Genomic DNA, 25122 nt, shown 5'->3' with positions numbered 1-25122 from the left:
TTCAATGAATAGCCGCCTCGTACCAGGCGCGCGCGACATGAGACTCGGAGATGGTCACGCGGATCGAATGCAGCTCCTTGCCATCGCGCCCGAGTCCACCCGTGCGCGCCGCAGCTGCGAGCTGATCGAAAATGTATTTGGTCAGAAACTCGGTCGTGGTATTGACACCTTTAAACTCAGGACGCTCGTCCAGATTGCTGTAATTCAAAGGCTTAAGCGTGGCCTTGAGCACATCAAGCGCGCGCCCGATATCGACGACAATGCCATTGGGATCGAGCTCTTTGGAAATGAACGCAGCATCGACCACGAAGGTCGCGCCATGCAGCGCCTGAGCAGGTCCAAAGACCTCACCTCGAAACGAGTGGGCAATCATAATGTGGTCACGGACTTCGACTGTAAACACGGCAACTCCTTAAGGTTTAGGATAACGAATCAGCTGGCAAAGTACTGTACTTTGGCGGCTCAAAATTTCAGGTAAACGCGCGGGTAGATCGTTGAAATCAACTGCTGGCGCCAACAACACATCGAGACGCGAATCTTGCAGCATGTTCAGTGCTGCGGTCAGCCTTCGGCGATAGGTCCAGCGCGGCCGGCGCGACGCGGAAATATGACCGACCTGACTTGATTGCAACCTGATCTGACGGCTATGAAAAGCGCCTCCCAAGGGGGCGGCGACAACACCCGAGCCATACCAGCTCAACTCCAGCACTGTCGCTTCTTCGCCAGCACAAGCAATGGCAGTCGCCAGTCCGGCTGCATTGGCACTGCAGTGAATGACGACATCGCATTCCTTGGGTGCAGCATCGGGGGTGGAAAAATGCACTCCGAAAGCCTTTGCGATTTTGGCACGCTCAGGATTCACATCCACCAAGGTGACTTCGGCACCAGGCAGATGTCCACACAGGTAAGCGACTAAAGCTCCCACCACACCGGCGCCCACGACCGCGATGCGATCGCCCGGACCGGGGGATGCATCCCAGACTGCGTTCAAGGCCGTTTCCATGTTGGCGGCCAATACGGCGCGTGAAGCATCGATACCGGCGGGAATGGCAATCACCGAGGAAGCTTCAGCCCGAAAAACCGTCTGGTGAGGCATCAAGCTGAAAACCAGCTGATCCCTCAAGGCGTCGGGTCCCTGTTCAACGCGTCCGACATTCGAATAGCCGTATTTAACGGGAAAGGGGAATGCACCGCCCATAAAGGGTGCGCGCATGCGCGAATACTCAGACTCAGGAACTTGCCCTCTAAAAACCAGAGATTCGGTTCCACGACTCAGCGCACTGAACACAGAACGCACCTGGACCGCTTCGCTAGTCATGGCAGGCAAGGGCTCCTCGCGTATCTCCGTCCGCTCGGGCGCGACGTACCAAAGCCCCTGAGTCAGCTGGGGCTCCAAAGGAAGGTTCTGATCTCTTGCCACGAATGAGTCCTGGGTTTTTAAATTTAAACGATCCGCTCTGACCTATACTGCTAAAGCATTTCACAGAGTATAAGTGAGTCAGAGGCCATCCCCTTGAATACCTTCATGAATAACCCCTCTGCGCGTGCGATCGCCGCGCGTCGCATCCTTTTTTGTCTGCTCTCGCTCAGCACTGGCATTTTCATGCTTTGGCTGATGGATCAGGCGCTTGCACCTCAAACTCCCACTGCCCTGTACGTCATATTGATGGTACTACTGGGTTTGACGCTCCCCTGGATGGTGGTTGGATTCTGGAATGCTGTGATCGGTCTGCTGCTTTGTCAGCTTTCAACCGAACCCACAGCTTCTGTTTTACCTCGTGAAATGGACATCACAGACTCCGAACCGCTCACAACATCGACTGCGATTTTGTTGTGTATCCGTAATGAGACGCCGGAGCGTATCGAGCGCAACCTGGAAACGATGCTCAAAGGTCTCTCAGCCCCGGGCATAGGCGAACATTTTCATCTCTATGTATTGAGTGATACGAACGACCGCGTCATTGCCGCACAAGAGCAATCCTGTTTTGATTCCATGCAACAACGTTGGAGCCAGCGCGTCGCGATCACCTACCGGTGCCGCACGGACAATACCGGTTACAAAGCTGGCAACATCGCTGACTTTTGCAAACGCTGGGGTGCTCAGCACGATTTCGCCCTCACTTTGGATGTCGACAGTTTCATGACCAGCGCAGCGATTGTTCGCTTAGTGCGCATGATGCAGGCGAATCCGCGGCTGGGTATTTTGCAAGGCTTGGTGGTGGGACTACCCTCGACAAGTGCCTTTACCCGCTTATTTCAATACGGTATGCGCTTGGGCATGAGGTCCTACACGATGGGCTCGGCCTGGTGGCAGTCGGACTGTGGTCCATACTGGGGACACAACGCTGTCATTCGCCTAGCCCCTTTTATCGAACACTGCGAACTCCCCGCGCTGACCAGCCGCGATGGCTCGACACGCCATATTTTGAGCCACGACCAAGTCGAAGCGGTGTTGATGCGGCGCGCTGGCTTTGAGGTTCGGGTGTTTCCGCAGGAAGATGAAAGCTGGGAGGAAAACCCGCCGACGTTGAGTGAATATATTCGTCGCGATCTGCGCTGGTGCGAAGGTAACTTGCAATACGTCCATTTGCTGACCTTGCCGGGCTTAAAGCTGATGAATCGCTATCAACTGACTTTGGCGATTTTCATGTTTTTGGGCTCGCCCGCCTGGATCGCCATGCTGGTGTTGGCAACGCTCGCACTGAGCCTGACTCCAAACGCGTCTGACTTTGCTCAAGCCTCTGAGTCCATTACCCTCCTCGTATTCGCACTGCTCATGTGGTACCTGCCAAAAATAGCAGGCGCCTTGGATGTATTGCTGCGCAAAGAGGAACGCACCCGTTTTGGTGGAGGCTGGCGCTTTGGCCTGAGCCTGACGCTTGAAATGCTTTTTTCTATCCTCATGACACCCATTACCTGGCTGAACCACACGATCTTTATCGTGGGTCTCGTGTTTGGAAAAAAAGCAGGTTGGACTGCGCAGACGCGTGACGACCACACGATCGCTTTATCTGACGCCCTCAAGCAGTTTTGGCCTCACACGCTCCTGGGCTTGGTGCTATCTGGTCTGCTGCTCGCCACCCACCCTGCTGTGCTCCCCTATGCGCTGATTTTTTTCAGCGGTCTGCTGCTTGCGATTCCTCTGGCGGTCCTGACCTCGCAACCTTGGCTGGGTCGCTGGATGATGACGCACAGATTGCTATCCTTACCCGAAGAAATCAATCCACCCGAAGCATTGCTGGCGCTCGATTTAAAGGCATTGAATGTTCTACAGACTGTCAGGCCATCGAATCACAGCTGAGCGCAATACTCTCTGAGCACATATGAAATTTCTTCGTCTCTATCTGCGCGTGCTCGACAAACTGGGTTCGGATCGCCGACTCGGCTGGATGTTGGCGTTTGCCAACGTTGCGCTGGCGATGGCACTGTTCGCTGAGCCTGTGCTATTTGGACGCGTGATCGATACGCTGTCCAAAATCCCCAGCGATCAGCCTGCAGCGATCTGGGCAGGAGTCTGGCCCTTGCTTTTGCTCTGGACGGGTTTTGGTTTGTTCACAATCCTGTGCTCGACACTTGTGGCGCTTTTTTCCGATCGCCTGGCACATAGACGCCGCCACGCCGTCTTTGGTGAATATTTCGAACACGTCCTGCACCTGCCACTCGCTCAACAGTCCCGCACGCATTCTGGCCGACTGATGAAAATCATGCTGCAAGGGACTGACACGCTGTGGTGGTTGTGGCTGAGTTTTTTTCGCGAACATCTGGCCGCGTTCGTTTCCCTAGTGGTGCTGGTCCCTCTTGCGCTCTATATCAATTGGCGACTTGCTCTAGTGCTGATTGTCTTGTGTTTGCTTTTTGGAATACTGACCAATTTCATTTTGCGTAAAACCCAAAAACTGCAACAGCAAGTCGAAAGCCATCATTCGGACTTGGCAGAACTCGCCTCGGACACGCTTGGCAATATTGCTCTTGTCCAAAGTTTCTCGCGCATCCAGACCGAGGTCAACGCCCTGCGCAACATCAGTCAGCGCGTACTCGGCGCCCAGTTACCTGTATTGTCCTGGTGGGCAATCGTGACGGTTCTCACACGCTCCGCCACGACGCTGAGCATTTTATGCATCGTCATTCTGGGTGCCTGGCTCTACACCAAGTCTCTGATCACCATTGGTGAGATCGTGACCTTCATCGCGTTTGCCGGAATGGTGATTGGTCGACTCGAACAGATCGTGGCATTTGCGAACAAGCTCGCCATGGACGCACCTCGTCTGAAAGAGTTTTTCGGAGTGCTCGATACCGACCCCGAAATTCAAGACTTGCCTCACGCGATTGATCCTGGTCGCTGCCAGGGTCATATCGAGTTTCATCACGTCACGTTCTCCTACGATGGCAAAAGACCTGCCGTACAAAACTTGAGCTTTTCGGTTGCGCCCGGACAAACACTGGCCCTGGTGGGCACGTCAGGTGCCGGCAAGTCGACGGCACTCAGCCTGCTTTATCGCGCCTTTGATCCGCAATCAGGCGCGATCACGATCGACGGTCGCAACATACGGGAATTTCAATTGACTGCGTTGCGTCGAAATATCGGTGTCGTGTTTCAGGAGCCTCTGTTGTTCAACCGCTCGATTGCGGAGAATCTTCGGGTAGGCTCTCCAGAGGCCACCGAGGCGGACATGCGCGAAGCTTGCGCGCGAGCCCAGGCGCTGGACTTTATCCTCAGACAGCCGGAAGGTTTTGACACCATCATCGGTGAACGTGGCCGCAGTCTCTCCGGTGGCGAACGTCAACGACTTTCGATCGCTCGTGTCCTCTTGAAAGACCCGCCGATGCTGATTTTGGACGAGGCGACAAGCGCACTCGACAGTACGACCGAAACAAGCCTGCTCAAAGCAATGGACGAAGTCACGCGTCAACGCAGCACACTGGTGATTGCTCACCGCCTCAGCACCATCAGACAAGCCGATATGATTCTTGTGATGGATGCAGGACAGGTGATCGAAGCCGGCACTTTTGACGCGCTTTACGCACAAGGTGGACGCTTCACCGAAATCGTGAAACAGCAATTCAATGCGCCCGTTGAACAGCCGTCACAAACTCATCAAACAATGGAACAGAGATGACAGGTTTTTCCGCACAATGGCTCGCACTTCGTGAACCCGCAGATCATCGCGCCCGCGACATTTCCTTGCGCGAACGGGTCGTACAGGATCTCGAACATCTTGCGCGGGCTCGCCCTGGTGTGATCAAACTAGTGGATCTCGGGTCTGGCTCTGGTTCAAACCTGCGCGCCTTGGCTGCTCACCTACCCGACCACCAGCACTGGACTCTCGTCGATTATGACCCAGCGTTACTCGACGCTGCTCGCATCGCACTACTGCAATGGGCCGATGAAGTGCGCTCGGACAATACGACGCTCTCTCTGATCAAACACAACAAACACATCTCGGTTGATTTTCTCTGTGAAGATCTCTCCAGCAATATTCAAGCCGTGCTTGAAAAGCCTGCGGACTTGATCACAGCCGCCGCGTTTTTTGACCTCGTGGCAGTTGGCTGGCTGGAAAAATTTTGTCATTTGCTTTCCAAGCCGCTCTATACGGTGCTGACCTATAACGGACAAGAAACCTGGCGTCCCTCAGAACCAACAGATGCCGAGATGCTCAACGCTTTTCACGCACATCAACAGACTGACAAAGGTTTTGGCGCAGCGGCGGGACCTACCGCAGCACTCGTCATGCAAAAGCTGCTGGAGACTCGCGGCTTTGCGGTTTCCACAGCCCAGAGTCCCTGGAAACTCGATAGCAAGGACCGTCTGCTGATCGAGCAACTTGCACTCGGCAGTGCGGGAGCGGTATTGGAAACGGGGCTGGTATCCGTTGAAACCGTCAACGCTTGGAAGCTGAAAAGAGTCCAGGCAGAGACATGCGAGATCGGCCACACGGATTTGTATGCACGCCCTCGCCAGTTTTAAACATATGACCCTTGCCTGTCACGGTAAACATGACAGGCGTCGAACTTAGATCTCTATCTTCGCGCCAAGTTCTACGACGCGGTTAGGTGGGATTTGGAAAAAATCCGAAGGTTTGGCTGCGTTCTGATACATCCAGGAAAATAGCTTTTCACGCCAGAGCGCCATACCAGGCAGCTTGCTTGGCACAATCGTATCGCGCGCCAGAAAGAACGAAGTGTCCATCTCGTCAAACTCGAGCCCATGCTTGGCTGTAATCAGGGCCAGCACGGAATTGATGTCGGGTGTTTCTTTAAAACCATGCACCGCGCGCACGACATAAATGTCTTTGCCAAGCTCTTTGAGCTGCAGCCTTTCATCATCATTCACATACGGGACATCCCAAGTGCTTAACTTGATGAAAAACACACGCTTATGCAAAACCTTGTTGTGTTTGAGATTGTGCAACATTGTCGAGGGAGTATGGTCGACGTGCGCAGTCAAAAATACAGCTGTACCGTCCACCCGGTGAGGCGGGTACGCCAGAATGCTGGTGACAAAATCCGCCAAGGGAATCGAGCCATCAATCAGTTTTTCCCGGAGCAGACGTCGACCGGTATACCAGGTCATCAAGCAGGTAAAGCAAGCGAGACCCAGGAAAAGTGGGTACCACCCGCCATCCTTGACCTTGATGAGGTTTGCCGCCCAAAAAGACACATCAATCAACAAAAACACTACTAAAAATACCGCGACCAGTAGCGGATTCAGTTTCCACTCGCGAATCATCACCACAGCCACCAACAACGTTGTAATCAGCATCGTTGTCGTGACCGAAATCCCGTAGGCTGCCGCCAGGTTGCTCGACTCTCTGAACTCGATCACCGTGAACAACACCATGACCAATAATGCCCAGTTCACAACCGGAATGTAAATCTGGCCACGCTCAGCTTCGGAAGTGTGATTGATACTCATGCGAGGCAAAAATCCCAGCAGAGTCGCCTGATTCGCGAGAGAGTACGCGCCAGAGATCACCGCTTGAGAGGCAATCACAGTCGCGCAAGTTGCCAGCACCACCAGAGGAATCAGCGCCCAGCTTGGCGCCATCAGATAAAAAGGGTTGCGGATCGCGTCAGGATCCGTCATGAGCAAGGCGCCCTGACCGAAATAGCACAACAACAGACTCGGCATCACCACGAACAACCAGGCATAGCGCACAGGTTTTTTACCAAAATGCCCCATGTCCAGATAGAGTGCCTCGACACCCGTGACAACCAGCACAACTGAACCCAGCACGATAAACGCTAAAAATGTATGCGCATAAATGAAGTCGATCGCATACATGGGATTAATCGCCATGAAAATATCTGGCTGCTTGAGAATGTTGAGTACACCCAGGGCAGCCAAGGTCAGAAACCAGAGTAGTGTGATCGGCCCGAACAGCTTGCCGACTGCGGCAGTGCCATGCTTTTGAATCACAAACAAAACAACCAGAATGGTCAGTGTGATCGGAATGATGAAACTTTTGAGTTCCGGCGTGATGATCTCCAGACCCTCAACAGCCGACAAGACAGAAATCGCCGGAGTGATCACTGACTCGCCCACCAGCATGCATGCCCCGAACATACCGAGCATCATCACCGCCAGATGAGGCTTGCCTTTGCCTTTGAGTGAGCGCATCGCCAAGGCCATCAGTGACAAGACCCCACCCTCGCCCCGGTTGTCCGCGCGCATCACGATCACGACATATTTGAGTGTCACGATCAACAACACTGCCCAAAACAGCATCGACAAAATACCGAACACAGCCTCTGGCGAATAGGGAATCCCGTGCTCAGGGCTAAAACATTCTTTCAACGCGTAGAGAGGGCTCGTGCCAATATCGCCGAACACTACGCCGATGGCCGCAAGCATCAAGGCCTGTGTCGAGCCGTGTCCCACCGGACCCGCAGTCAGTGCAACCGGTTCGAGGATGCTTGACTGTGAGTACTGTGGATCGCTAATAGTCATTTTGCTAAGAAACCTTGTTACACAATGTTCCTATTTTATCAATGATGACCTCGACAACATCCCCCTTTTGCAGAAATCTGGGCGGGGTGCGGCTAAAACCCACCCCTTCCGGAGTACCCGTGGCAATCACATCCCCTGCGTGGAGCTCTGTAAAGTCCGAAATGTACTCAATCAATTTCGGAATCGTGAAGATCATGTTGTCGAAGGCTGTGTGCTGCATGGTTTCACCCGACACGATCGTCGTCAGCGTCAAATGATCTAGCACACCCACCTCGTCGGGCGTCACGAGCGCGGGGCCGATCGAGCTGGAGCGGTAAAAGTTTTTGCCTTGATCGAGGGTGCGCTGAAATTGATAATCACGCACAGAACCGTCCATGAAACAGGTATAGCCTGCGATGTATTTTGCAGCATCTTCGGCTTTGACCTTGCGAGCGGTCTGGCTGATGACCACGGCGATTTCCCCTTCAAAATCAAACTCCGGGGAAAGCGTCGGCTTGTCAAAGTCCTCATTGTGCGCGACGAGTGCGGCGGGTATTTTGACAAAAGTCCGGGGAAATTCTGGGAGCTTGTGACCCGCCTCGGCCGCATGCGCGGCGTAATTCAAACCCACACAATGAATCGTGACAGGCTCAAGGAAAAGGGGCAAATAACGGATATCCGACTCTCTTACATCGCCACTCTTCGCATTGTTGAGGACTTGCTGAGCAGCCGCATAACCGTTTTTCCGTACCAGCTCCAAAAGCGTGGGGTACTCATGCCCGATACGGGACGCTAGATCCACAATCCCGCCGTCGGGAAGCAAAACGCCGTAGGTATTCTTGCCTTGATGGATATAACTGACCAACTTCATGCTTGTGTCCTTATGAGAATCGATTCTGTGCTTTTGGAATATATTAGGCTAGAAACTTCCATCAGGTACCTGCATGACACCCAAACTACCCATTGATAACGCCAAAACCGCCGGCGAACTGACTGTTGAACTCGAAGAAAAGTTTTCACCTTCTGAAAAAGGCACTGCTTACAAGCTTGCCTTTGCGGATCAAGACTTTCTCAATAGTCCGGAGGTCCGCGGCATCCGTTTTCAACTCGAACTCCTCAAACCAGATTTAATTCTGAGAGAGCACGGGATCGATCACACGATCGTTGTATTCGGCTCCGCGCGCTTTGTCAGCCGTGAGGATGCGCTATTGAAAGAAAAAACCGCGACGAGCGATGCAGAGCGTGCCAAAGCGAAAATCGCGCTCAACACTTGTGTGCATTACGAGTCAGCGCGAGACTTTGGACGCTTGGTGGGTGAATACAATCGTCATCAGGCCGCCAAAAATTTTCGCTTGCATATCTGCACGGGAGGCGGACCCGGCATCATGGAGGCGGCCAACCGGGGTGCCTCAGAAGCTGGCGATGTATCGATAGGCCTGAACATCAGCCTGCCTCGCGAACAAGTTCCCAACCCCTACATCACACCCGATTTTTGTTTCAGGTTTCATTACTTTGCCCTGCGCAAAATGCACTTCATGCTTCGCGCGCGCGCCATTGTTGTGTTTCCGGGAGGCTTTGGCTCGTTCGATGAACTCTTCGAGGTCCTGACACTCGTTCAAACAAAAAAAGTCGACCCCATGCCCATCGTGTTAGTGGGTCATACCTTTTGGAACAGCATGATTCGCTTTGATCTTTTGATCGAGTCCGGATTAATCGAACATGACGACCTCAACATCGTCAAGATCGTCGAAACTGCTCAAGAGGCGTGGAGCGCTATTCGCGACTGGTACGAGCTGAGCTGATCCAGTGAATGGTCTGACCGCGGGCGTCAACACCGACTGTCACCGGCATATCGCGCACCACAAATTCATAGATTGCTTCCATACCAAGATCCTCATAGGCCAAGATACGAGCCGACTCGATCGCTTTGGATACGAGATAAGCAGCCCCGCCCACAGCGACCAGGTATGCGGCACCGGCTTTCTTGATCGCTTCGATCGCAACGGGTCCTCGCTCAGCCTTGCCAACGGACACAAGCAGACCCGTTTGTTCGAGCAAGACAGGCATGAATTTATCCATTCGCGTTGACGTCGTTGGGCCGGCGGGCCCAACCGCCTCTCCTTTGACCGGATCAACTGGGCCGACGTAGTAAATGGCACGATTTTTCAAAGGCACGGGTAACGCCTCACCACGCGCGAGCGTATCGACCATGCGTTTATGCGCGGCATCCCGACCGGTCAAGAGCTTACCGGATAGCAAGAGCAACTCGCCAGCTTTCCAACTCCGCACTTCTTCATGCGTCAACGTATCCAGATTTACACGTCGGCCATCGGTGGTCGGCATGGCACCAGGAATCCCTTCCCACACAGAGGGATCAGGCGGAGCAAATGATGCCGGACCCGAGCCATCGAGAGAAAACGAAATAAAACGCGTCGCCGCGCAATTCGGCATGAGCGCGACAGGCAATAACGCCGCATGCGACGGAGCAGTCTCGATTTTGACATCCAGGATCGTGGAATCTCCGCCTAGGCCTTGCGCACCAATACCCAGAGCGTTGACACGGTCAAATACCTCGAGGCGAAGCTTTTCGACTGCATCGTGCGCAGACTTGTCTCTTATCGACTGAATATCGATCGGTGCGAACAATGCGCGCTTGGCCATCAGCATGGCCTGCTCAGGCGTGCCGCCAACTCCAAGCCCCAGCACTCCAGGCGGACACCAGCCTGCACCCATGCCGGGTAGCTGACTGACCACCCAGTCCGCGATCGAATCACTTGGGTTGAGCATGGCATAACGCGCTTTAACATCGCCACCGCCGCCTTTAGCGACAGCGATGATCTCAAGGCGATCGCCCTCGACTAACTCGACATGCACGATTGCCGGTGTGTTGTCGCCTGTATTTTTACGCTGCCCGAGAGGGTCGCGAATCATCGAAGCGCGCAACGGATTCTCGGCGAACATATAGGCCTGAGCGACGCCCTCATTCGCCAGTGCTTGCAAACTCGGCGTGCTGGAGCGCTCAGGCGCAACAATGCGGACGTCCATCCCGAGTTTGAAAAAAACATGTGCCACACCCGTGTCCTGGCAAACAGGACGTTGGGCTTGGGCACTGAGTTTGCTGTTCACCAGCAACTGCAGCAGCGCATTGCGAGCGGGCGCACTGCTCTCTTTTTGATGAGCGGCCTTGAGGGCCTGAACAAAATCAGCCGGATGGTAGTAACTCACATATTGCAATGCATCCGCAATGCTAGTGACGATGTCCCGCGCATGAATCTCACGCACCATCAGTTTTTCTTCCAGGCGCGCATGCGATCCACCATCTGTGGTGCGGCTCCCAAATAATTGGCGGGATCGCAGAGACGATCAATCTGGGCGCGATCGAGTTTTTCGCTCACGGCCTTGTCCTGGTAGAGGACGTCGGCGAGTTTTTTACCCTGTATCGAAGCAGCCCTGCATGCGTCATACACCACATCATGCGCTGTCTGGCGACCAATGTAGGGCGCCAAGCCCATCATGACGGCTTCAGCGACAATCAAGCCACCGGTCAAGTCAAGATTTTTCAGCATCCGCTTGGTATCGACCTCGAGGCCCGCGAGCATGAACTTAGCTTGCTTGAGCGCACCCGCAGTCAAAATAAAAGACTCGGGAATCGCAGACCACTCGATATGCCAAGGTCCTGTCGCACGCTCAAAGTCTTGCACCATTGCGTCAAGTGCCAGACCGGCGTGTTGACGCACGGCTTTCGAAGCGCTGAGCATCAACTCACAGGAAATCGGATTGCGCTTTTGTGGCATTGTGCTCGAGGCGCCACGGCCTTTGACGAAAGGCTCAAACGCCTCGCCAAGCTCGTTGGTCATCATCAACATGATGTCGAGCGCGATCTTGCCAAGAGAACCCGTGACAAGTGCTAAAAACTGGATGGCTTCAACCAGACCGTCTCGCGCAACATGCCAAGTCACGGGGGCTGCGCCCAGGCCAAGCTCTTTCATCAGCGCTTCCTGGACCGCGAGTCCCTGCTCACCCAATGAGGCGAGCGTACCTGCCGCGCCACCAAACTGTCCGATCAAGACACGCGGTTTGAGTTGCGCCAAACGCTCGCGGTGGCGACGCACCATTAACAACCAGACCGCCGCTTTATAGCCAAAAGTAATCGGCAGTGCGTGCTGCAAGTGTGTGCGTCCCGCCATTGGCGCATCCCGGTATTGCAATGACATTTGATCCAGAATCGCATCGAGCTCATTCAGGTCTTTTTCAATGATCGCCAGACCATCACGCACCTGGAGCACCGTCGCAGTATCCATGATGTCTTGCGTGGTCGCGCCCCAATGCAGATACTCGCCCTCGGGACCGCACATCTTTGAAATCTGATGGACCAAAGGCAGAATCGGGTAACCCACGATCTCTGTTTCACGCTTGAGTTCGGCCATATCGAGTTTGCTCGAATCGGCGCGCGCGACAATCGCAGCTGCGGCCGCTTTCGGGATCACTCCAAGTTCGCCCTGAACTTTTGCCAATGCGATTTCAGTGTCGGTGTAGCGGCGCAACGTGGCAGTGTCGTCAAACACTTCACGCATCGCTGCCGTGCCGAACATATCTTTGAAAATGGAGGATTCGAGCATTGAGATTGGCATGAAAGGACTCAAAATGTAAGTTAGCAAGCGCAAATATTAGGGCTGCCCCTATGCTCCGTCAAATCGTCGCCATAGTATGATCGATCTCAAGGTTCGGTCTTAATTGGTCGGAGATTCAAGTAAATCGGGAGACTTACAGTATGAAAAAAGCATTACTGCGCACACTCTGCGCGTCTTTGGTCATGAGCGCAGCCTCTTTTGCCGCGATCGCTCAAGACTATCCCAATAAAACCATCACCATGGTCATGCCTTACGCGCCGGGCGGTCCAGGCGATACCATCACCCGACTCTTTGCAGCCGCAATGCAAAAGAACCTCGGTCAGCAAATCATCGTTGACAATCCCGCAGGCGCGAGTGGCAGCATCGGGACCGCGCGCGTTGCACGCTCGGCACCTGACGGCTATACGCTTCTGATGACGCATATCAGTCATGCCACCAACCCGATGCTGATCAAAAACCTGTCCTACAGCCCAGTCACGGATTTCGAGCCAGTCGGGTTAGCCACGGTGGGTCCAATGGTTGTCGTGGCGCGCAAGGACTTTCCTCCAGCGAACACCAAAGAATTTGTCGACTACGTTAAAAAGAATCAGGACAAAATCAGTATTGGCAACGCAGGCGTCGGCTCTGCCTCGCATATGTGCAGCCTGATGTTTATGGAAGCGCTGGGCGTCAAACTCAACAACATTCCTTACAAGGGAACTGCACCTGCTATGAACGACTTGATGGGTGGTCAGATCGACATCTTGTGCGACCAGACAACCAGCACCGTGGGTCATATCAAGGGTAATCGCATCAAAGCCTACGCAATTGCAGGCACACAACGAATCGACTCCTTACCTGACCTGCCAGCAATCAGCGAAGCAGGCGTCAAAGGCTTTGATCTGAGCATTTGGTTTGGAATCTATGCCCCTAAGGGCACACCCAAGCCCGTGATCGACAAACTGTCCGCTTCGTTGGCCAAAGCCGTACTGGATCCTGATGTCAAGGCGCGTCTGGAAAACATGGGCACCTCGCCTGTCACGCCTGACCTGGCAACGCCCGCAAAACTTGCCGAGCATCTGAAAAAGGAAATCGATACGCTTGGTCCCTTGCTGAAAAACGCCGGCGTTCAGGCTAACTGATTCGCACGTAGCGCTTTCGCAGCTTCTTTGGCCCGGTCGTTCTCAGAACGCAACCGGGCCAATTCTTCTGCGCTCACTCGAGCGACATTTGAATAATCCTGTTTCCACGCATGTGACGAGCTCCAGCGCTGAGGGGACTGAACCGTCGTACGCGCCGCAGGTGCCGTCTCGAGGGTTCGAAATGCCAGTTCGAGCGTTGCGGCCTGCGAAGCGGGGTCATTCGGTTTACCTGCGGCATTGCCCAATGGAAAATCACTAAACATCACACGCGGCACTCCGCAGTGTTCGACAATGTCCTTGGCGCATGCGAGCAGTATCGTCGGGATACCTGCTGATTCAAGATATCGGGATACGAGACTCAGCGTCTGATGACAAACCGGACAATTGGGTACGAGCACTGCCGCCTCGACACCATCCTCCTTGCAACGTCTGAGTACCTCAGGGCAATCCACTTCAATCGTATGACGCTGACTGCGGTTGGTGGGGATCCCATGAAAACGCGGAGCCAGACGACCGATCCGTCGCGCTGCCGCAGCCGCTCTCATCGCGGGCAGAGGAAACCAGGTGTTGCTGTCTTCCATGGTGGTGTTCTTGCGATCGATCGCCACGTGGGAAATCCGCACATCATGATCGATCGTCACGTCACCAGAATAAACCTTGTAAAACTTTGCCTCGGCGTTGTAGGGCGCGCCAACACCCTGCTCACCCTTGGAAGGGTCGTAGGGTGATGCCGTGGTCAATAACGCGACAGTCATTTCAGCGAGCGGTTTGGCAAGTGGCGTAAAGGGTACTTCGGCGTAATGCGCCCAGCGATAAGGATTGCCATAGCCCAACGCAAGATACCAGTCACGCGTGCGCGTCATGTAGGGAATCGGGACATCCTCGTCAGAGGCAAAACCGAGATCTGTTTCTATTTGACTCATCTTTTCACATTCCTTGGATGACGATGACAAAGCGAGGGTCTCTTTGACTTTACTGCTTTTTATGTCCAGCTACCGTACCGAGCACGATTCCTAAGATGATCAGTACCGCAGCAATCACCAGGGGCAAGCCAAGAGTTTCACCTAAAAACAAGCTGGAACAAACCAAACCGATCACAGGCACACCCAACAATCCCATCGAAACCACGCCTGCGGGCAAATCCCGGCTAACCAGATTCATCATCCAGTAAGCCAGCCCGTTGCCTATCAAGCAATTAAAACCAAGCAGCAGCCAGAGCTCAAGCGTCCAGTTGATATGCGGAATTCCTTCGATCACCAAAGCCAGCACCAGCTGCACCACGCCCCCAACGAGCATTTGCCAAGGCAGCAAGGAAAAAGGAGGTGTCACCCATTTATGAACGCGTCCATACACAATTGAAATCGCCCAGCAAAGTGCGCCGGTCAACATGAAAACATGACCGAGCACGATGTTCGGGTCACTCCAGTCCATTTGTCCGGGCTGCATGATCAGCACGACACCCGAGAGCCCGATCAGCAACCCAAGCAGTCTTCTGACGGTTAGGGGTTCGCGGAGAAAAAACCAGGCAGCGGGAACGACCCAGAGTGGCGAGGTGTAGGCCAAGACGATCGACTTGCCGGCAGGGAGGTATTGCAAGCCGATACTGACCAATACCGAGAAGCCCACCATGTGCAGCAAACCGATACTGAACACCACTGGCAGATCTGCTTTGACCGGAACGCGAACGCGCCCGGTCGCCAAGCACAACGCAAAGAAAAGCGCACACGCAGGCAAGAGTCTCAGCGTTGTCACCCACACAGGGCTGACATACTCTAAGGTCATCTTGGCAAAAATCCAGTTAAAGCCCCAGGAAAGCACCAGTAGCACCAACAGAAAAATCGCGCGTCGACGGTTCTTTTGCTCAACTAATGTCAACATGTGTTCCTCGATATTTTGGCGTTGACTGTAACCCAATGTATGCTATGCCATCTTTACGATATGACGGATCGCCAAAAAAATGAGCACCCAAACAACAAAAGACCTCGACACGCTTCTCAAAGCACGCTATGGACAAGGCCCTCAAGTCCTTGATGTTTTAAACCCGACCCTCGAAACAATCTTTCAGCACAAGTCCGTACGCGGCTTCACCAATGAGCCTCTTGCGCCCAACACAGCCGAGCTTCTTGTTGCCGCAGCCCAGTCAGCCTCGACATCCTCCAACCTGCAAACCTGGAGCGTAGTGGCCGTTGAAGATCAGGGTCGCAAAGATCGCCTCGCCGCGATGGCCGGCAATCAAAAGTGGATCAATGCCTGTCCTCTTTTTCTGGTGTGGATTGCCGACCTCGCTCGCCTGAAAGCGCTTGGCGACGAACACAAGCTCGAGCATGAAAGCCTGAACTACATGGAAATGCTGCTGATGGGTACGATCGATGCCGCCTTGGCTGCCCAGAATGCAGCGATTGCTGCTGAATCGCTTGATCTTGGCATTGTCTACATTGGAGGCATCCGCAACAAACCTCTGGACGTGGCCAAAGAGCTGGGTTTACCTCCCATGAGCTTTGCGACTTTTGGCATGTGCGTGGGTCATATCGACCCAGCCGCCACGGCCAAAAATGTTGTCAAGCCACGCCTGCCACAACGCGCCGTGCTCCACAAAGAAACCTATCACCCAACCGCGCACAAAGAAGCGGTGGATGCCTACAACGCGACCATGGAAAAGTTTTACGCTGAACAGTCGATGAAGCCGCTTGGTCCATGGCATATCCAATCCCTGCACCGCGTGCGCGGTCCAGAGGCAATGGCCGGACGCGACCTACTCGTTGATGCGCTGAAAAAACTCGGCTTTGATATGCGCTAACTGAGGGAGGGCATCAGCCCTCTCCTTCTTCTCTTTTCTGCATCTGCCACATTTGCGCGTACGCGCCGTTCGCAGCGATCAAATCCTGATGCGTGCCGCGCTCGATCACACGACCTTGATCCATCACCAGGATCTGGTCGGCGTGGACAATCGTCGATAAGCGGTGGGCAATAATCAGCGTCGTATGGTTTCGCGCCAGACTCGATAATTCGTCCTGTAGCGCCCGCTCAGTCTTCGAATCAAGTGCAGAAGTCGCCTCATCAAAAATCAGCATGGCAGGTTTTTTCAGTAAAGTGCGCGCGATCGCGACGCGCTGCTTTTCCCCGCCAGAAAGTTTGAGGCCGCGCTCACCCACCTGAGTCTTGTAACCCTCTGGCAGATGCTCGATAAACTGATCCATCTGAGCGGCACGCGCTGCAGCCTGGACCTCTTGTTCAGTCGCACCCGGACGACCATAGGCAATGTTGTAGCCAATCGTGTCGTTGAACAAAACCGTGTCCTGAGGCACGATCCCCAAGGCTTGCCGCAAACTGCTTTGCTGTACGGCACGCAGATCCTGTCCGTCCAGCAAAATACGTCCATGCTGCACATCGTAAAAGCGGAACAACAGACGCGCCAAGGTGCTTTTGCCCGCTCCGCTACGCCCGACCACCGCGGTCGTCGTGCCCGCAGGAATCACAAAACTCACATCATGCAAAATTTCGCGGTTTGGTTCGTAATGAAACGAGACATGTTCAAACCTGACCTCGGGACCGTTCTTTTGATCCGCGATACGCAAAGCGGGCGCATTCGGCGCGTCCGCGATCTCGCGGTCAGACTCGAGTAAAGTAAACATTCGATCCAGATCGGTCAGGGACTGTTTGATTTCACGATAAATCACACCGAGAAAATTCAGCGGAATGTAGAGCTGAATCATCAAGGTATTGACCAACACGAGATCACCCAAGGTCATCGAACCATCCGAGACGCCCAGCGTCGCGCGCCATAAAATCAAAACCAGACCAATGGCGATGATCGCCTGCTGACCGACATTCAAAAACGATAATGATTTTTGAGACTTGATTGCAGCGGCCTGATAGCGCAACAGATTTTCGTCGTAACGTTTAGCCTCAAAAGCCTCGTTTCCGAAATACTTGACTGTTTCAAAGTTGAGTAACGAATCGATGGCTTTCTGATTGGCCCGAGAATCCATATCGTTCATTGTCCGGCGCAAGTGAGTGCGCCACTCGGTGACATAAATCGTAAAGACGATATAGATGATCAACGCACCCAGCGTGATCCCAGCAAACCAGATATCGTAGTTGTAGGCAAAATACCCCAGCACCAGCAAAAACTCGAGTAGCGTGGGAACGATGCTGTAGAGCGAATACGACACCAGCGACTGAATGGCGCGGGTGCCGCGCTCAATATCCCGACTCACGCCCCCAGTCTGTCTGGCCAGATGGAATCTGAGCGAGAGTGCATGCAAATGCTGAAATACTTCGAGCGCAATCTGTCTCACAGCATGCTGCGTGACTCGCGCGAAAAACAACTCGCGCAGTTCGGTAAACAGTGAGGAAGCAAATCTAAGCAGTCCGTAACCGATGATCAGCGCGAGCGGTACGACCAAGAGTGCACCCGCCGTATTGTTGCGCACATCCAGGGCATCCACCATGTGCTTGAGCATCACCGGGATACCCAGGTTGGAAAATTTCGCGGCCAGCAAACAGGCCATCGCAAGCGCCACACGCGCTTTGTACTGCATCAGGTATGGGAGCAAGTCGCCAATGATTCGCCAGTCGCTGCGCTGACGCGGGCCTTGCGGGCGATGCGGATCGTTTACAAATTCGGTCGAACGGCGGGCAGAATGTCTCATGCTCAGATTCTATCGCCGAAACAACTTGACCGTTCGATTAGGCCTTCGTGTATAAATCCCTAACATGTCTTTCACCGCACTCTTGCTTTTCCACTGTTTTCCACTGCCTCGACGATGAACCAACCTACAACTGTCACCCCTTCGCTGAACCAGACGCAGCGCCAACGCCTGAGTGCTCGAGCTGACAGTGTGCTGAACGAAGCCACGTCATCGGGCAGAATCCCCGGCGTTGCCGCCGCAGTGACAAATGCCTCAGAAACGCTTTACGAAGGCGCCTTTGGTCTGCGCGCACAAGGCCAACCTGCGCCAATGTCTCTGGACACGGTCATGTGGATTGCATCCATGACCAAACCCCTGGTGGGTGCGGCGGCCATGCAACTTGTTGAGCAGGGCAAACTCAAGCTTGATGATCCAATCGCCCGCGTGCTACCCGATATCGAGGCGATCCAGGTCATCACGGGATGGGATGCGCAGGGACAGCCTTTGTTGCGTGCGCCAAAAACACCCATCACATTGCGCCACCTCATGACGCACACCGCCGGCTTTACCTCGGATATCTGGAGTGAAAACTCGGCGCGCTTTCTTAAACTCAATAAGCTCCCGCGCGCGGGATCCGGACAACGCAGCGCACTCAACATCCCCCTGTCCTTCGATCCGGGTGAGCGTTGGGAGTACGGAATCAACATTGACTGGATTGGCCTTGCGATCTCAGCGGTCACTGGCATGCGTTTAGGTGAATACCTGCAGAAACACATCACCGGCCCCTTGGGGATGCACAGCACGGGTTTCAAAATCACACCTGACATGCGCGCGCGAGTGGCCAAGGTCCACCTGCGCAATGCCGCTGATCAATCACTGAGTCTGCTGGATTTCGAAGTCCCACAAGAGCCCGAGGTCGACCCGGGTGGTGGCGGAATGTACTCCACCGCAAGCGATTATCTGCGTTTTACCCGCATGATGCTCAACGATGGGTATGGCAACGGCCAACAAATCCTCAAGCCCGAAACTGTTGCTCTGATGTCAAAGAATGCGATGGGCCCATTGCGCGTCAAGATGCTGCATACGGTCAATCCAAATATGTCCCTGGATGCCGAGTTTTTTCCTGGCATCGAAAAAACATGGGGGCTGACCTTCATGATTAATGAAGCGACAGCCCCCACAGGTCGATCCGCCGGCAGCCTGGCCTGGGCGGGTTTGCCTAATGCCTACTTCTGGATTGATCCCGTTCGCCAGATCGCAGGTGTCCTGATGATGCAAATATTGCCTTTCGTCGATACATCCGCGCTCAAGTTGTTTACAGACTTCGAGACGACTGTCTATCAGTCGCTTGTCTCTCAGTCGCTTCAATCCACTTGACCCCGTGAATCCCTTATTGACCGGGATACCACTTCGGCAAGCGTTTTTCGATGAAAGACGCTGTGCCTTCCGCCGCCTCAGACTGCTGGCGCATATCCGAGTGCTGCTTGATCAAGTCGTCGAATAGGGCATCATCCAGGAAGGAACCGGCGACTTCCATCGTACGCATCTTGGTGGCTGACACAGCGCCCGGGGCATTCATGAGCAAGGCATCGACAATACGTGCGCCCGTCGCCTCAAGCTCCTCGAGCTTGCAGACCTCGTGCGCAAAACCAATACGCAACGCCACATCTGGGCCAAAACGCTCTGAAGATAAGGCGTAGCGCCGCACGTTTCTGACGCCCATGGCCTGGCAAAGCTGCGGCAAAATAATTCCTGCGATCAAGCCCCAGCGCGCCTCAGTAATGGCAAAAACGGCGTTGTCGGCAGCCACCACGATGTCGCACACTGAGGCAATGCCCGTCCCGCCGCCGAAACATCCACCATGAATCAACGCCACAGTCGGGATGGGCACGATATCCAGACGGCGAACCGCTTCGGCGGTCAGGCGCGACACCCGTTCGTTTTCAGCCGGCGAGGTGTGCGACACGCTGGAGATCCAGGCCAGATCAGCACCCGCCTGAAAATGTCGGCCATTGCCTTTAATCACCACGACCCGAGCATCGGGCTTGGGACCCAGCAGATCGAGCGCCTCATGCAAGCCTTCGATCATATCGCCGTTGTAGGCGTTGTTGACTTGAGGACGATTCAACGTCACTGTGACAACCCCACGCGCGTCGACGTCGCACAAAACAGTCCCTTTTCCGAGTTCTTTTGTCATGGTTTCCCCTTATTTGATGATTCGTTGTGATTTTCCAGCTGTCGATCAGCATACCTCGGAACGATGACTTTAATGTTTGAGGGAAATCAACAGGAAGCATTCAGTCATACGCATGGATTGATGTACTATTTCTGCAAAATAATAAGAATCATTTGATCCATTCAAATACACGAGACAACCTAAATTTTTATGCAAACACTAGACGCCATCATCATAGGCTCAGGCTTTTCGGGCATGTATCAACTCTACAGCTTGCGGGACAAGCTTGGCATGACCGCCAAGGTTCTCGAAGCAGGTAGCGGTGTTGGAGGGACCTGGTTTTGGAATCGCTATCCAGGCGCTCGCTGTGACTCGGAAAGTCACACCTATATGTATTATTTTTCAAAAGAAATCATCCAGGAATGGGAGTGGTCGGAACGCTACCCCCAACAGCCGGAAATTTTGCGCTATTTGAATTTTGTCGCGGACAAACTGAAACTGCGCTCCGATATCGAGCTTGATACACGCATGTCCCAAGCGCATTTTGACGAAGCGACCAATCGCTGGCACGTCAAAACAGAAAACGGCAAGGAATACAACGCCCAATACCTGATTACCGCCGTTGGCTGTCTATCTTCGGCCAATATGCCCAAAATCAAAGGCCTGTCCGACTTTAAAGGCAAGTGGTACCACACGGGTCAGTGGCCACACGAAGGCGTGGATTTCAAGGGTAAACGGGTGGGTGTAATCGGCACAGGCTCAACGGGCATTCAGGCCATCCCTGTCATCGCGGCAAGCGCGGCGCACTTGACCGTGTTCCAACGTACTCCTAATTACAGTCTGCCCGCTCGCAACGCGCCACTCACACCCGAATTTAAAAAGTACGCCAAAGAACATGCGGATGACATCCGTAAAATCATGACAACCAATACCAATGGTCATGGTTTTTATATCGAGGACAAGTCCGCGCTCGAAGTGCCCGAGGACGAACGTCTCAAAGCCTACGAGAAAAAATGGGAGCAAGGCGGCTTTCAGTTTCGCGCGCTCTATCGCGACATTCTGACCAGCGCCGAAGCCAATGAAACTGCGGCTCAGTTTATCCGCAACAAAATTAAACAAATCGTCAAAAAACCTGAGGTCGCCGAACTATTGGCCGATATCGACCACCCATTCGCCGCCAAGCGTCCACCTGTTGATTCGCACTACTTCGAAACCTATAACCGCGACAACGTCTCGCTTGTCGACATTCGCAAAGCCCCCATCGAGTGCATCACAGCCAATGGCATCAAAACCACTGAGCATGAGTACCCGCTGGATATCATTGTGTTCGCGACAGGCTTTGACGCCATGACAGGTTCACTCGTCAAACTCGATGTCACGGGCCGCAACGGCAGAACACTCCGGGAATACTGGCACGCAGGTCCACGCACCTATCTAGGTTTACAGATCCCGGGCTTTCCTAATATGTTCACCATTACAGGTCCTGGTAGTCCCTCCGTGCTGTGCAACATGCCGCCGGCGATCGAGCAGCACGTTGAATGGATCACACGATGCATCAAACATATGCGTGACAAAGGGCTGGACTGTGTCGAGGTTCCAGAATCCTCCGGTGACGCGTGGCAAGCCGAGGTCGATGCGGCCGCCAACGCCACGTTACTACCCAAGGTCAAGCACTCCTGGTACCTGGGTGCGAACGTGCCGGGTAAACCGCAAGTATTCATGCCTTACGCCGGAGGATTGAGTCACTATCGCGATATTTGCGAAGAAGTCATCCAGGACAACTACCGAGGCTTTGAGTTTCACGCCGCACGATAAGAGTGCGCGTACCTAAGAGTACGCATTCAAACAACAGGGGAACAATATATCAAGGCGTAAAGTATTAGCCTTTATTCCCCCTATGAATTCCTTTACCTAGGTAACTTGGTGACAACCGCCACTAATGCGATAATCCCTAGTTGCACAGATGTCTTTTACTCACTTCAAATTTGAGGCTTTACGCTCATGGCACAAGAATTGGATTTGCTAAAAATCGCCCAAGAAGAACAGAACGGCGATCTTTTCAAAATGCTCGATGGCATTTACAAACGCTCATCGGTCAAACCCGAAGGTTGCCCTGACGCAATCATCTGGGAAGGCGGCAACTTTCACGGTGGCGTCAAGCCCGTTGCCCACGCTTTTACGGATATGTTCGCACTCAACGGCACATTGATGGCGCTGGACGTGCTCGGTTTGCCTTTCCTCGGCGTTCCGATGATGGCTCAGTTCCGTCATGACAGCAAACTCAAATCCCTCGAGTGGTTTGGCAAGCTGGACTACACAGCACTGAAGTGGTCGACAGCCGGTGACTTCATGGTCAACGAAGGCGGCAAAAAAGTTGTTGTGAACGGCAAATCCGCCAATGCTCCCCTGCGCACCGCAGCTGGCGTCTATTGCAACGTCCGTCCCTATGGCGGCATCACCAGCATCCGTTTTATGCCTGGTCTGCCCTATTCCCAGGACAAAAAGAAATTCAACGTTGATCATGCCACTGGTGTGATCCACTCTGAAATGAATACCCCCGGCATCCGCATGGCCTACGCTGCGCGTCTCTTCCTGAAAATGGTGCACGAGACCGGTCAAATCGGTCGTGTCGCCACCAAGCCCACACAGGCTCAAGAAGACGCCATCAACGCAGGCATCATGCGCTGGCTGATGCAGGGCACCAAATTCAAGCTCAAGCGTCAATACACCGTGGACGCCTATGAAGAGCACCGCGCGAGCGTTGACGCCATCGTGGCCCTGCTCCCCAAGGACTTCAAGGCTGGCATGGAGAACTGGACAGGCGATATTTACGAACACATTTCAGACACCAACTTCGGCTTGTTGCTGCATGACATGATCCGCCAGCGTCCTTGCATCGTTTATGCAACGGATCTGGACGGTGACCGCCTGACCGACCTGATGGCCGATGCACCTGACGTTTTGCGTGACTGGGGCCAGATGGTTCTTGACAAAGTTGGCGCCAAAGTCGACATGAAGAAATTGTGGACCGAAATGGGTTTCACAATGACCAACGGTAAAGACATGACCAGCGTGATGTATCGCGTGCATGGCGCCCCAATCTATGAACAGACATTGGGCTCGGCAGATGCAATGCTGTTGCGCTTGCTCGACGGCGACGAAACGGTTGGCGGCGAAAAGCAGCCTTACGACCCACGCATTCACTTTGTGCTGATCAACGAGGCCTACAAGGCAGCCAACCCAGGCAACAAGCAGCTGGCCGACTGGTTGGACGCTCAGCTCGCCACCTTCGACAAAATCTACGCTGGCGAACGCCCACGTTATATCGATGGCTACAAGAAACTGAAAGCAGCGATCCGTCCTTGGGGCACTGCATAAGCTTCAGGCACTGATCAAGTTGAAATAAAAATCCCGCAAGCTTCGAAAACTTGCGGGATTTTTAATTGTTTACTGCTTCTTCACTTCTTCTTCACTGCTTCTTCATTTAAATCGTGCGCGGTCCAGTATTTTCTGAGCTGCGATTTGATTACGACCCATTGCAGCCACAGAGACGTCTTCAACCTTAAACGATCCAAGCTCTTTCAAACCCGGATTTTCAACCTTGACTGAAGCCACCGCTGGCCACTCGTTGTTACCGTCAGCGAAATAGACTTGCGCACCATCGGTCGCAAGATATTCAAGAAACTTGGTCGCGGCTTCTGGATGCGGCGCATTTTTAGCGATTCCGCCTCCAGCAATGTTGATGTGCGTGCCGCTCGTTTCCTGGTTGGGCCACAAGAAACCAATTTTTGCCATCATTGCCTGATCCTCAGGCTTGGTGGAGCGCATCATGCGCACGAAATAATATGAATTGGTGAGCGCGACACCACATTCACCCGCTGCGACGGCTTTGATCTGATCGGTATCTCCCCCACGCGGTGCGCGCGCCTGGTTGGCGACCATACCTTTGGCCCACTTCTCCGTCGCAGCCTCACCGCGACGCTCGATCATCGCGCCCACGAGCGACAGCATGTAAGGATGTGATCCGGAACGTGTGCAGACCTTGCCCTTGTTGATTGGATCTGCCAGCTTTTCATAGGTGTTGACATCTTCTGGCTTGACGCGCGCCTTGTTGTACACAATCACACGAGCCCGCGTGGAGTAACCCACCCAAGTGTTGCCACCCCCTTGAGCTTGAGCTCTAAGATTTTCAGGGATACGCTCATCGATATAAGCGGACTTGACTGGCTGGAACATGCCGTCCTTTTCCGCACGCCATAAACGCGCCGCATCAACCAGCAAAATCACGTCGGCCGGGCTTTTGGCGCCCTCGCTTTTCAAGCGCTCGATCAGCGCATTGTCACTGGCTTCGATACGATTGATTTTGATCCCTGTCGCCTTGGTAAAGCCACCGTACAACGCCTCATCAGTCTGATAGTGACGTGCAGAATACACATTGAGCTCTTTGGCAGCCTGAGTGCTTTGACCAGTCTGGCCAGGCTGGGAGAATGCGCTGCCAGCCGCGGTGAATGACAACACGCCTGCAGCCAGGGCTTTCAGTACCATTTGCTTGTTCATCAGAAAGTATTCCGGGGTGATTAATCAGTCGCGCTTCTAATCAGTAGTGCTTCTAATCAGTAGTGCTTCTAATCAGTAA

At 53.8% G+C, this 25122-nt stretch carries 20 protein-coding genes; 9 read left to right on the top strand and 11 right to left on the bottom strand.

The genetic code is table 11. From position 1 onward, the window contains the following. Window position 1: 1 nt before the first annotated feature. Entirely contained in the window at window positions 2-403 is a 402-nt protein-coding gene (locus QWY30_RS10270) for a 6-pyruvoyl trahydropterin synthase family protein (protein WP_290240697.1), read from the bottom strand. A gap of 9 nt (window positions 404-412) precedes the next feature. Continuing rightward, window positions 413-1420: a zinc-dependent alcohol dehydrogenase gene (locus QWY30_RS10265; protein ID WP_290240696.1), complete on the bottom strand. Its 1008-nt coding sequence runs from the start codon at window positions 1418-1420 to the stop codon at window positions 413-415. 105 nt (window positions 1421-1525) lie between these two features. On the opposite strand from QWY30_RS10265, the gene mdoH reads away from it, so the two are divergent. Genes mdoH through QWY30_RS10250 form a run of 3 tightly spaced genes read left to right on the top strand, consistent with a single transcriptional unit; the run spans window position 1526 to window position 5965 of the window. Continuing rightward, complete coding sequence (gene mdoH, locus QWY30_RS10260; RefSeq protein WP_290240695.1) at window positions 1526-3301, top strand: glucans biosynthesis glucosyltransferase MdoH; 1776 nt, start codon at window positions 1526-1528, stop codon at window positions 3299-3301. Between the two features lie 22 nt (window positions 3302-3323). Beyond that, entirely contained in the window at window positions 3324-5117 is a 1794-nt protein-coding gene (locus QWY30_RS10255) for a glucan ABC transporter ATP-binding protein/ permease (protein ID WP_290240694.1), read from the top strand. After that, window positions 5114-5965 carry a class I SAM-dependent methyltransferase gene (locus tag QWY30_RS10250; RefSeq protein WP_290240692.1) on the top strand — a complete coding sequence of 284 codons (852 nt, stop codon included), beginning with the start codon at window positions 5114-5116 and terminating at the stop codon, window positions 5963-5965. Before QWY30_RS10255 ends, QWY30_RS10250 begins: the two co-directional genes overlap by 4 nt. Before the next feature lie 45 nt (window positions 5966-6010). Here QWY30_RS10250 and QWY30_RS10245 read toward each other — a convergent pair whose 3' ends face one another. Next, window positions 6011-7852, bottom strand: a complete 1842-nt coding sequence (locus QWY30_RS10245; RefSeq protein WP_290240743.1) for a potassium transporter Kup — start codon at window positions 7850-7852, stop codon at window positions 6011-6013. Window positions 7853-7952: 100 nt separating this feature from the next. Beyond that, window positions 7953-8798 (bottom strand): fumarylacetoacetate hydrolase family protein, encoded by an 846-nt coding sequence (locus tag QWY30_RS10240; RefSeq protein ID WP_290240690.1) that lies wholly within the window; start codon window positions 8796-8798, stop codon window positions 7953-7955. A gap of 73 nt (window positions 8799-8871) precedes the next feature. On the opposite strand from QWY30_RS10240, the gene QWY30_RS10235 reads away from it, so the two are divergent. Further along, on the top strand, window positions 8872-9729 hold the full coding sequence (locus QWY30_RS10235; protein WP_290240688.1) for an LOG family protein: 858 nt from the start codon (window positions 8872-8874) through the stop codon (window positions 9727-9729). On the opposite strand, the gene QWY30_RS10230 is transcribed toward QWY30_RS10235, so the two are convergent. Both QWY30_RS10230 and QWY30_RS10225 read right to left on the bottom strand, forming a co-directional pair. Beyond that, the gene (locus tag QWY30_RS10230) at window positions 9701-11209 is read right to left on the bottom strand and encodes a fumarate hydratase (RefSeq protein ID WP_435433394.1); all 1509 of its coding nucleotides are present in this window, start codon (window positions 11207-11209) and stop codon (window positions 9701-9703) included. The two genes, QWY30_RS10235 and QWY30_RS10230, sit on opposite strands and share 29 nt — an antisense overlap. Window positions 11210-11211: 2 nt before the next feature. After that, on the bottom strand, window positions 11212-12558 hold the full coding sequence (locus tag QWY30_RS10225; RefSeq protein WP_290240684.1) for a class-II fumarase/aspartase family protein: 1347 nt from the start codon (window positions 12556-12558) through the stop codon (window positions 11212-11214). 140 nt (window positions 12559-12698) lie between these two features. Here QWY30_RS10225 and QWY30_RS10220 point away from each other — a divergent pair, with 140 nt between their 5' ends. After that, window positions 12699-13679 (top strand): tripartite tricarboxylate transporter substrate-binding protein, encoded by a 981-nt coding sequence (locus QWY30_RS10220; RefSeq protein WP_290240682.1) that lies wholly within the window; start codon window positions 12699-12701, stop codon window positions 13677-13679. On the opposite strand, the gene QWY30_RS10215 is transcribed toward QWY30_RS10220, so the two are convergent. After that, window positions 13667-14602, bottom strand: a complete 936-nt coding sequence (locus QWY30_RS10215) for a reductase (protein WP_290240679.1) — start codon at window positions 14600-14602, stop codon at window positions 13667-13669. The two genes, QWY30_RS10220 and QWY30_RS10215, sit on opposite strands and share 13 nt — an antisense overlap. Window positions 14603-14651: 49 nt before the next feature. Further along, window positions 14652-15557: a DMT family transporter gene (locus QWY30_RS10210; RefSeq protein WP_290240678.1), complete on the bottom strand. Its 906-nt coding sequence runs from the start codon at window positions 15555-15557 to the stop codon at window positions 14652-14654. 79 nt (window positions 15558-15636) lie between these two features. Here QWY30_RS10210 and QWY30_RS10205 point away from each other — a divergent pair, with 79 nt between their 5' ends. Continuing rightward, the gene (locus QWY30_RS10205; protein WP_290240675.1) at window positions 15637-16476 is read left to right on the top strand and encodes a nitroreductase family protein; all 840 of its coding nucleotides are present in this window, start codon (window positions 15637-15639) and stop codon (window positions 16474-16476) included. Between the two features lie 13 nt (window positions 16477-16489). Here QWY30_RS10205 and QWY30_RS10200 read toward each other — a convergent pair whose 3' ends face one another. Next, on the bottom strand, window positions 16490-18331 hold the full coding sequence (locus QWY30_RS10200; RefSeq protein WP_435433388.1) for an ABCB family ABC transporter ATP-binding protein/permease: 1842 nt from the start codon (window positions 18329-18331) through the stop codon (window positions 16490-16492). 114 nt (window positions 18332-18445) lie between these two features. On the opposite strand from QWY30_RS10200, the gene QWY30_RS10195 reads away from it, so the two are divergent. Further along, window positions 18446-19687, top strand: coding sequence for a serine hydrolase domain-containing protein (locus QWY30_RS10195; RefSeq protein ID WP_290240674.1), 1242 nt, complete (start codon window positions 18446-18448; stop codon window positions 19685-19687). Window positions 19688-19700: 13 nt separating this feature from the next. Here the strand turns inward: QWY30_RS10195 and QWY30_RS10190 are convergent, their stop codons facing one another. Further along, window positions 19701-20507, bottom strand: a complete 807-nt coding sequence (locus QWY30_RS10190) for an enoyl-CoA hydratase-related protein (protein ID WP_290240672.1) — start codon at window positions 20505-20507, stop codon at window positions 19701-19703. 189 nt (window positions 20508-20696) lie between these two features. On the opposite strand from QWY30_RS10190, the gene QWY30_RS10185 reads away from it, so the two are divergent. Continuing rightward, window positions 20697-22301, top strand: coding sequence for a flavin-containing monooxygenase (locus tag QWY30_RS10185; protein ID WP_290240671.1), 1605 nt, complete (start codon window positions 20697-20699; stop codon window positions 22299-22301). 186 nt (window positions 22302-22487) lie between these two features. Beyond that, complete coding sequence (locus tag QWY30_RS10180; protein WP_290240669.1) at window positions 22488-23864, top strand: hypothetical protein; 1377 nt, start codon at window positions 22488-22490, stop codon at window positions 23862-23864. A gap of 102 nt (window positions 23865-23966) precedes the next feature. Here QWY30_RS10180 and QWY30_RS10175 read toward each other — a convergent pair whose 3' ends face one another. Beyond that, window positions 23967-25031 carry an extracellular solute-binding protein gene (locus QWY30_RS10175; RefSeq protein ID WP_435433393.1) on the bottom strand — a complete coding sequence of 355 codons (1065 nt, stop codon included), beginning with the start codon at window positions 25029-25031 and terminating at the stop codon, window positions 23967-23969. Between the last annotated feature and the right edge of the window lie 91 nt (window positions 25032-25122).

Origin of the sequence: Zwartia panacis (genome assembly GCF_030410395.1) — a bacterium.
GTDB lineage: Bacteria > Pseudomonadota > Gammaproteobacteria > Burkholderiales > Burkholderiaceae_B > Zwartia > Zwartia panacis.
Note: the sequence above shows the minus strand (reverse complement) of the source record. Positions and strands in the feature narration are given on the sequence as shown.

What these genes read in the sequence shown, in the direction of transcription:
- QWY30_RS10220 (WP_290240682.1), top strand. Translation starts at nt 12,699, where the DNA reads ATGAAAAAAGCATTACTGCGCACACTCTGCGCGTCTTTGGTCATGAGC.
- QWY30_RS10175 (WP_435433393.1), bottom strand. Translation starts at nt 25,031, where the DNA reads ATGGTACTGAAAGCCCTGGCTGCAGGCGTGTTGTCATTCACCGCGGCT.
- QWY30_RS10190 (WP_290240672.1), bottom strand. Translation starts at nt 20,507, where the DNA reads ATGACAAAAGAACTCGGAAAAGGGACTGTTTTGTGCGACGTCGACGCG.
- QWY30_RS10215 (WP_290240679.1), bottom strand. Translation starts at nt 14,602, where the DNA reads ATGAGTCAAATAGAAACAGATCTCGGTTTTGCCTCTGACGAGGATGTC.
- QWY30_RS10180 (WP_290240669.1), top strand. Translation starts at nt 22,488, where the DNA reads ATGGCACAAGAATTGGATTTGCTAAAAATCGCCCAAGAAGAACAGAAC.
- QWY30_RS10250 (WP_290240692.1), top strand. Translation starts at nt 5,114, where the DNA reads ATGACAGGTTTTTCCGCACAATGGCTCGCACTTCGTGAACCCGCAGAT.
- QWY30_RS10195 (WP_290240674.1), top strand. Translation starts at nt 18,446, where the DNA reads ATGAACCAACCTACAACTGTCACCCCTTCGCTGAACCAGACGCAGCGC.
- QWY30_RS10255 (WP_290240694.1), top strand. Translation starts at nt 3,324, where the DNA reads ATGAAATTTCTTCGTCTCTATCTGCGCGTGCTCGACAAACTGGGTTCG.
- QWY30_RS10210 (WP_290240678.1), bottom strand. Translation starts at nt 15,557, where the DNA reads ATGTTGACATTAGTTGAGCAAAAGAACCGTCGACGCGCGATTTTTCTG.
- QWY30_RS10245 (WP_290240743.1), bottom strand. Translation starts at nt 7,852, where the DNA reads ATGCTTGCGGCCATCGGCGTAGTGTTCGGCGATATTGGCACGAGCCCT.
- QWY30_RS10235 (WP_290240688.1), top strand. Translation starts at nt 8,872, where the DNA reads ATGACACCCAAACTACCCATTGATAACGCCAAAACCGCCGGCGAACTG.
- QWY30_RS10225 (WP_290240684.1), bottom strand. Translation starts at nt 12,558, where the DNA reads ATGCCAATCTCAATGCTCGAATCCTCCATTTTCAAAGATATGTTCGGC.
- mdoH (WP_290240695.1), top strand. Translation starts at nt 1,526, where the DNA reads ATGAATAACCCCTCTGCGCGTGCGATCGCCGCGCGTCGCATCCTTTTT.
- QWY30_RS10200 (WP_435433388.1), bottom strand. Translation starts at nt 18,331, where the DNA reads ATGAGACATTCTGCCCGCCGTTCGACCGAATTTGTAAACGATCCGCAT.
- QWY30_RS10205 (WP_290240675.1), top strand. Translation starts at nt 15,637, where the DNA reads ATGAGCACCCAAACAACAAAAGACCTCGACACGCTTCTCAAAGCACGC.
- QWY30_RS10185 (WP_290240671.1), top strand. Translation starts at nt 20,697, where the DNA reads ATGCAAACACTAGACGCCATCATCATAGGCTCAGGCTTTTCGGGCATG.
- QWY30_RS10240 (WP_290240690.1), bottom strand. Translation starts at nt 8,798, where the DNA reads ATGAAGTTGGTCAGTTATATCCATCAAGGCAAGAATACCTACGGCGTT.